The 7,049-nt window shown below is 69.5% G+C and carries 8 protein-coding genes; 1 reads left to right on the top strand and 7 read right to left on the bottom strand.

Translation table 11 applies throughout. The features are described 5' to 3' along the window. Positions 1-60: 60 nt before the first annotated feature. The 7 genes from ACRX5W_RS32755 to ACRX5W_RS32725 all read right to left on the bottom strand — a co-directional run bounded on the left by ACRX5W_RS32755 (position 61) and on the right by ACRX5W_RS32725 (position 6,241). Complete coding sequence (locus ACRX5W_RS32755) at positions 61-372, bottom strand: DUF1330 domain-containing protein (RefSeq protein ID WP_436792038.1); 312 nt, start codon at positions 370-372, stop codon at positions 61-63. Between the two features lie 91 nt (positions 373-463). Next, entirely contained in the window at positions 464-1,750 is a 1,287-nt protein-coding gene (locus tag ACRX5W_RS32750; protein WP_436792037.1) for a cytochrome P450, read from the bottom strand. 17 nt (positions 1,751-1,767) lie between these two features. Beyond that, on the bottom strand, positions 1,768-2,079 hold the full coding sequence (locus tag ACRX5W_RS32745) for a DUF1330 domain-containing protein (RefSeq protein ID WP_436792036.1): 312 nt from the start codon (positions 2,077-2,079) through the stop codon (positions 1,768-1,770). A gap of 46 nt (positions 2,080-2,125) precedes the next feature. Beyond that, on the bottom strand, positions 2,126-3,100 hold the full coding sequence (locus tag ACRX5W_RS32740; protein WP_436792035.1) for an LLM class flavin-dependent oxidoreductase: 975 nt from the start codon (positions 3,098-3,100) through the stop codon (positions 2,126-2,128). A gap of 228 nt (positions 3,101-3,328) precedes the next feature. Further along, complete coding sequence (locus ACRX5W_RS32735) at positions 3,329-3,664, bottom strand: hypothetical protein (protein WP_436792034.1); 336 nt, start codon at positions 3,662-3,664, stop codon at positions 3,329-3,331. Positions 3,665-3,667: 3 nt separating this feature from the next. Beyond that, positions 3,668-4,924 carry an aromatic ring-hydroxylating oxygenase subunit alpha gene (locus ACRX5W_RS32730; protein WP_436792033.1) on the bottom strand — a complete coding sequence of 419 codons (1,257 nt, stop codon included), beginning with the start codon at positions 4,922-4,924 and terminating at the stop codon, positions 3,668-3,670. Positions 4,925-5,269: 345 nt separating this feature from the next. After that, positions 5,270-6,241 (bottom strand): LacI family DNA-binding transcriptional regulator, encoded by a 972-nt coding sequence (locus ACRX5W_RS32725; protein ID WP_436792032.1) that lies wholly within the window; start codon positions 6,239-6,241, stop codon positions 5,270-5,272. Between the two features lie 487 nt (positions 6,242-6,728). On the opposite strand from ACRX5W_RS32725, the gene ACRX5W_RS32720 reads away from it, so the two are divergent. Then, positions 6,729-7,049: hypothetical protein (locus tag ACRX5W_RS32720; RefSeq protein WP_436792031.1), on the top strand; the 321-nt coding region annotated here is incomplete at its 3' end.

Here is a 7,049-nt window from a genome sequence, read left to right as displayed (position 1 = left end):
GCGGCACGCGGCATCGGGGAACCGGCATGATTCTTCGAGGCGTCGGTCACGGGGATGCGGTCAGCGGCCCGGGAACTCGAAACCCGGCAGGATGACGGCGTTGCAGTCCGCAGCGGCCATGCGCACCTTCGCCGCGGCCTGGTAGGCATCCGAGCGGTACCACGTCTGTGCCGCCTCGACCGAGGCGAACTCCAGGACGACCGTGCGGGTGCCGTGCCAGGTGCCTTCCAGAACCTCGATGTCGTCGGACGGGGCGACCGCGAGCACCTTGGCGCCGTGCTCGCGCAGCGCGCCCGCCGACGCCTTGCCGTACTCCTGCATCCCGGCCTCGTCGTGGACGGCCTCGGTGAGGATGACGTATCCCTTGGGCATGGTGCTCCTTGCGGTTTCGTGGATCCGGCCTGGGGACGCAACGGCGCGAGGCGTCCGCCGGAGGTCCGGCGGACCCCCGCGACCGGTCCCGTCAGGCGGTTTCCGCCGGCGTGAACCTGATGTGGAGGCGCGTGAGCCCGCGCAGGATGAAGGTCGGGATGTACCGGTAGCGGCGGTCGCCCTTGGGACCGTGCTTCTCCTCGTCGATCCAGATCTCGGAGGTGCGGTCGAGCAGCCGGTTGATGCTGACGACCGCCTCGGCACGGGCGAGGGGGGCACCCGGGCAGGCGTGCACGCCGCGACCGAAGGCGACATGTGCGCGGGCGTTCTTGCGTTCGATGTCGAAGGTGTCGGGCTCGGGGAACTTGCGCGGGTCGCGGTTCAGCGCCGCGTTGACCAGCATGACCGTGGTGCCGGCCGGGAGGTCCACGCCGCCGACCGTGACCGGGACCTTGGCCATCCGGAAGTCGCCGCGCACCGGGCTCTCGTAGCGCAGCGTCTCCTCGACCAGACCGGGGATCAGGTCGCGGTCGGCGCGCACCCGGGCCTGGAGCTCGGCGTCCTCGGCCAGCATCATGACCGCGCTGCTGAGCAGGCGGACGGTCGTCTCCTGCCCGGCGGCGAACAGGTTGGCCGCGACGCGCACGGCGTCGATGACCTCCGGCACGGTGCCGTCGGGGAAGGTGGCGGCGGCGATGCCGCTCAGCACGTCGCCGCGCGGGTTCGCACGGCGGTCGGAGATGTACTCGCTGAACTTGCCGTACAGGTATTCCAGCGGGGTGTGCGCCATCGAGCCGCCGTCACTGGAGCCGATCATGCTGCCGCCCGTGCCGTTGTCGAGCAGCGCGTCCCGGAACTCCGGGTGGTCCGATTCGGGGACGCCGAGCAGGTCGGCGATCACCAGCATCGCGAACGCCGAGGCGTACTCGCCGTTGTACTCGCAGCGCCCGTCACGTAGGACCTCGTCGTACTGCCGGTCGGCGAGGCGCCACATGAACTCCTCGTTCTCCGCCAGCCGCTTCGGGGTGATCATCCGCGACAGCAGCGCCCGGTGCGCGGTGTGCATCGGCGGGTCCAGCGTCGGGAGCTGGTCGCTCAACGGCAGTTCGTCGCGGTGCCTGGCGATCAGGTCCGAGACGTCGTCCCCTTCGAGCGGGACGGGGAACCCCGGGAAGGGGCCCGTGACGGAGTTGCACGACGAGAACCGCTCGGTGTCGTTGTAGATGGCGACGGCTTCCTCGTAGCCCGTCACCATCACGACGTCGTGGTGCTTCTCCCGGCGCAGCGGGCACTCGCCCCGCAGCGCCGCCAAGTAGGGATAGGGGTCGCGCAGGAGCTCGTTGTCCGTGAAGAAGTCGACGGAATCGATGTCGGTCATGTCCATGTGCCTTGCGGTCAGCGGCCGGGGAACTCGAAGCCGGGGAGGATGACGACGTTGCAGTTGGCGGCGGCCTTGCGCAGCGGCAGCGCAGCCTGGTAGCTCTCCGACGCGTACCACTGCTGCGCTGCCTCGACCGACTCGTATTCCACGACGACGGTGCGGGTGCCGTGCCATTCGCCTTCCAGGACCTCGGTCCGCTCGGACGTCGACACGACCAGGACCTTGCCGCCGAACTCGCGGAGCGGGCCCGCCGAGGCCATGCCGTACTCCTCCATCACGGCCTCGTCGTGGATGTCCTCGGTCAGGACGACGTATCCCTTGGGCATGGTGCTCCTTGCGGTTCGTGGGTCCGGCGGGTCGGGGTGGGCGGCGCTACGCGGTCTGCCGGTGGGCGGCGGCGAAGGCGCGCAGCTCGCGGGCCAAGTCCGGTCCGGACGGAGTGTAGATCGCCTCCCGGAAGCCGGCGTCGCCGAGCCGCGACAGCTGGCGTCCGACGCGGGCCTCGTCGCCGACGAAGGCCTTGAGGTCGATGTGCTCCAGCAGCGCGCGGTCGCGGTCCGGGAGGTGGGTGACGTGGCCTTCGTAGGTCAGCAGGTGGCGCTCGTCTTCGGGGGCCAGCGCCTCGACGGCCTCGCGCCACGCGCGCCCGCCGGGCATGGCGTCGACCGCTTCGGCGCCGCCCTTGGCGTACGCGTTGTGCCAGTCGACGACCCGCCACGCGCCGATCGCCTCGCGCACCCGGTCCGAGCCCGGCTCCTCGCCGGGTTCGAGGACCGTCCCGCTCACCAGCATCGCGGCCGGAAGGGTGGGGTGCGGCGGGCCGATGATCCCGTCGGCGACCTTGCCCGCGAGCTCCGCGCCGCGCGGCCCGAAGACGCTGAGCCACAGCGGGACTTCGAGCGGCCGGGGCGCGGCGAGGCCGTCCGCGTGCAGCATGCGCACGGCCTTGCCGTCGACCGTTGCGGTCTCCCCCGCGAGCACCTGCCGCAGAGCGCTGACGTATTCACCCAACGCATCGAGCTTCATCGGTTTTTGACCGATCGTCAGACGTGCGGTGAAGCCGGTGCCGAAGCACGCCCGGAACCGCCCGCCGGAGATGCGCGCGATGGCCGCGATACCGGAGGCCATCGCCATCACTGAACGCTGCTGCGGGATCAGGACCGCCGTCGACAACCCGATCCTGGACGTGCGCTGCGCCGCGAGCGCGAGATGGACGAACGCGTCCTCCCACAGCGGCGCCGACTCGTAGATCCACACCCGCGCGTAGCCGAGCTCCTCGGCCAGGACCGCGAGGTCCGCGAAATCCGGGCCCGGGGGAAGCCCGCACGACAGCTCGATGTCAGCCACGAAGCGGCTCCCCTCCGGTGCGTGCTGCCTGCCGGTGCTCCGGCGAACCGCCGTGATGTGGCGCGATGACTGGGTCGGCGAGCCGACCCGCGGCTGCGGGGTGTCGCATGATGGGAGTGGCCTCCGGTGTCTGGTGGGGTTTCCGAGCACCTTGCGTGGTCCGGCCCCGGGGCGGCCGGCTCACGCCGGTGTCGCGCGGGTGGCCGCACGGGATTGTGTGTGGGCGGATCAGTACGCGGGGTCGCTGATCCGGTGGATCTTGGCGTCCGCGCTGTCGATGACCTTGGGCTGGTGCCAGATCTCGACACACATGGCCACCATGACGATCGAATGGGCGAGGTGGGTGAGGTTGCGCACCGGCTCGGGCAGGTCGTCGATCGGGAACTTGTCGCAGTAGTCGAGCAGCTCCCGCAGGCGCGGGAAGCCGGCGTCGTAGAAGGCCTGCATCTCCGGCATGGTGCTCGCCATGCGGCGGTCCCAGCGCTCCGCTTCGGTGGCCAGGCACCAGGTGGCCGCGAACGGCTCCAGGTCGGAGAACTCGGCGGGCAGGAGGGTGTTGGTCATCGCTCAGACTCCCGCGGTCTTGTGGTTGCCCACCCACTCGTAGATGTGCTTGTGGAAGTGCCGGACCAGGAGCTCCTGGTCGTTCAGGTGGAAGTCGTCGCGGGCAGCCCGGGATGCCAGGCCTGTCTGGGTGCCGGTCAGGGTTCCGGCGTCCTGGAGCGCGAACTCCTTGAACATCACCACCGCGCACTCCTGGGCGACGCGATCGCTGACGGTCTGGGCCGGCGGGAAGAACAAGGTGCCCTCGAACCGGTGCTTGCTGTGCGACAGCGGCCAGTAACGGTAGACGAGGTACCAGCCGTTCGACCAGATCAGAATCTCCATGTTGGGGAAGATCTGGAAGTTGTCCATCGCCCAGTCTTTGATCCCGCCGGGGTTGACGCCGCCGGGCTCGCCGAGGTCCGGCTCGTTCCACGGGCCGAACAAGCCGCTGCGCGTGGCCATCTCGATGGGGTACTGGTAGTCCTCGGGCCACAGCCGGCGCGGGATGCTCGACGTGCTGACCATACGGTGGGGGCCGTCGAGCTGGTAGTGCGGCGCCTCGAACCCGGTCATCGTCTTCGGCCGCGCCGCCGGGGTCGCCTCCTGCGAGTGCAGCACCGGCACGTGGTAGTACTCCTGGAAGGCGTCCAGGAAGATCTTCCAGTTGCAGTCGACCTCGGCCGAGAAGTCGTACCGGCTCGTCAACCGCTCGAACGGATACGCCTCCAGCGGCGTGATCATGCCGCCGAGGTAGTCCCGCAGCGGCTGCTCCGGCTCCTTGGCCAGGTTGATGAAGATGAAGCCGGCCCACACCTCGCAGTGCACCGGGACCAGACCGTAGCGGCTCTTGTCGAAGTCGAAGAACTCGCTCTCCTGCTGGACGAACGTGCACGCGCCGTCCAGGCCGTAGCGCCAGCCGTGGTACTTGCACGTCAACTGCCGTGCGTTGCCCGACACTTCCTCGCCAGGGTAGTCCTGCCACACCAGCTTGTTGCCCCGGTGGCGGCACACGTTGTGGAACGCGCGGATCTTGTCGCCTTTGTCACGCACGATGATCACGGACGTCTTGGCGACCGCGATCTCCTTGGTGAAGTAGCTGCCGGTGCGCGGAACGTCCTCGACGCGCCCGACGTTCAGCCACGCCCGCTTGAAAACCGCTTCGCGCTCGGCCTCGTAGAAGTCCGGCGAGATGCAGTCCTCGTAGGACACGAGCCCGGTCCCGACCTCGGGGTAGTGCTCGGTCCAACTACCCTCGGCGGGCTTGGGGTACATCGCCATTGTGTCGGTCCTTCCTTCAGGTAACGGGGGCCGCGCGCGGTCCGAGGAGAGGCGGGGACGACAAGTACTCTCGCGTGGCATCGGTCGTTCCTGCCCTGTGGGCTCCCGCAGGTCCCGTCATGGCGTCCTGTGCTGTGGATCTCGCGTCAGGTCACGTGAACCCATCATGCTTGCTGATGATTCACCTTGAACAATAGAAATCCGCCATGACCGCATACCGGGCCCTCATGCCTGCCGACAGGACGTGCCCGGCGGCGTTTCCGGCGCCGCCGGCACTTCGGCACGGGATTCGTTTCACCCGGTTCGTTCAGGGTTTCCCGTACGTGCACCGTGCGGCGCGGACGATCACGTGGAACGGCGCTGCCGGAGCAGGGGACGGAACTCCGTGGCCTCCCCGCTCGGCTCCCGTCCGGTCAGGCGCGCCACGACCACCTCCGCGCGGCGGTGGACGACAGCGTCGAGATCGAAGCTGATCGTGGTCAGCGGCGGATCGGCCAGCCCTGCCGTGGGGATGTCGTCGACGCCGATCACGGCCATGTCGGTGGGGACGACGAGGCCGCGTTCCCGGATGCCCGCCAGGACCGCGATGGCGGTTTCGTCGTTGAACGCGCAGACCCCGGTCACCCCCTGCTCAGTCCAACGGGCCACGGCCCTGGCGGCGGTGTCGGACTCCAGGTCGGTGCTGCACACGACCGGCGCGGGGAGCCCGGCGGCGGCGCAGGCCTCGCCCACGCCGTGGAGTCGTTCCTCGGCCATCGGAACCAGGCCCGAGTGCATGGGCATCGCGTAACCGATGCGGCGGTGGCCCCGGTCGATGAGGTGCTGCGCCTGGAACCGGCCGATCGGTCCCATGGACGAGCCTTGCCTCGTGGACGGGACGACGACGTCGGCGCCCGCCTTGTGCAGTTCGTGGACCGTGGCCTCGTCGAAGGCCTCAAGGCCGATGACGGCCGACGCGCCGATGTCGGCGCAGACGTCGGTCAGAGGCCTGCCGTGCCCTCCCGCGAGGTGGGTGACCAGCGTGAGGCCGTGCTGCGCGAGCGCGCCCGCGAGGCCTTCGACGAAGCGGGTGATGCCCGATCCCATGGGGAGGTCCGGCACGGCCAGCAACACGATGTTGCTCCTTCCCCGGGCGAGGGTGCGGGCGGACGCGTGCGGCCGATAGTCCAGGCGCCGGGCGGCCTCCAACACGCGCTGCCGGGTCTCCTCGGGGATCGACTGGCCGGGCCGGTTGTTGAGGACGAAGCTGACGGTCGTCTGGGACACACCGGCGGCCCGGGCTACATCGGTGCTGGTGGGGCGCTTGCGGCGGGTCATGACGTTTTCGTCCTCGCGGGAGTCGGCGACGTAAATCGGCTCAGGATACGGCTCGCTGCCGCCCCGCTCGCCGGGATGGCCGCCATCCGGGGAGGGATGCCGGTTACCGGACTGTTACCAACGCATGTCTTGCCGATGGCCCGCCGGAACTGCAAAAGTGCTCATCCGAATTACTAATTCGAATTAGTTCATTGAGGACAGGCCGGAACCGAAGAAGTCGGGCCGCCCCGGAACGGTCCGTGCACCCCGCGTTCGACAGCCCGCGGCAACCACCGCACCAACGATCCGACACCACCACCATCGAGAGACGGAACCGGAATGGAACGTTTCAATCGCAGGCGCCGCACCGCCGCCCTGGGCCTGATAGCCGCCGCGGCGCTCGTCGCCACGGGCTGCGCCGCGGAGAAGAAGGACGACCCGGCCGCCGGCGGCCCGCCGGCGGCGGGCAACGTGGCCACCGGCGTGACCGCCCCGCGACGGCGCCGCGGTGGCCCAACAGACCGGCGTGTTCATGCAGAAGTTCCAGGCCGCGGGTGCCGACACCGTCGTGGTGGTCGGCGGCATGGGCGGCGAGTTCCCCAAGGCCGTGGAGAAGACCGACTACCGTCCTCGGCTGCTGTTCACCGGCGCGAGCCAGGTGGCCACGTACACCGGCGACGCGGCCCAGCACAATTACGACAGCGTCCTGGCCAATGCCGCCGCGCTGAGCTTCCACGCCAAGTGGAGTGAGCCGACGATGCAGGCGTGCGTCACCGACATCGAGGCGCGCATCCCCGAGCTGAAGGGCAAGCTGACCGTCGACCGGCAG

Source organism: Yinghuangia sp. YIM S10712, from assembly GCF_051388935.1.
Lineage (GTDB): Bacteria > Actinomycetota > Actinomycetes > Streptomycetales > Streptomycetaceae > Yinghuangia.
The sequence above is the reverse complement of the archived record's forward strand: the minus strand, read 5'-3'. Positions and strand labels throughout refer to the sequence as shown.

Bases quoted from the DNA above. Each gene is read 5' to 3' on its own strand.
- ACRX5W_RS32725 (WP_436792032.1), bottom strand. From the start codon at position 6,241: ATGACCCGCCGCAAGCGCCCCACCAGCACCGATGTAGCCCGGGCCGCC.
- ACRX5W_RS32735 (WP_436792034.1), bottom strand. From the start codon at position 3,664: ATGACCAACACCCTCCTGCCCGCCGAGTTCTCCGACCTGGAGCCGTTC.
- ACRX5W_RS32755 (WP_436792038.1), bottom strand. From the start codon at position 372: ATGCCCAAGGGATACGTCATCCTCACCGAGGCCGTCCACGACGAGGCC.
- ACRX5W_RS32750 (WP_436792037.1), bottom strand. From the start codon at position 1,750: ATGACCGACATCGATTCCGTCGACTTCTTCACGGACAACGAGCTCCTG.
- ACRX5W_RS32745 (WP_436792036.1), bottom strand. From the start codon at position 2,079: ATGCCCAAGGGATACGTCGTCCTGACCGAGGACATCCACGACGAGGCC.
- ACRX5W_RS32730 (WP_436792033.1), bottom strand. From the start codon at position 4,924: ATGGCGATGTACCCCAAGCCCGCCGAGGGTAGTTGGACCGAGCACTAC.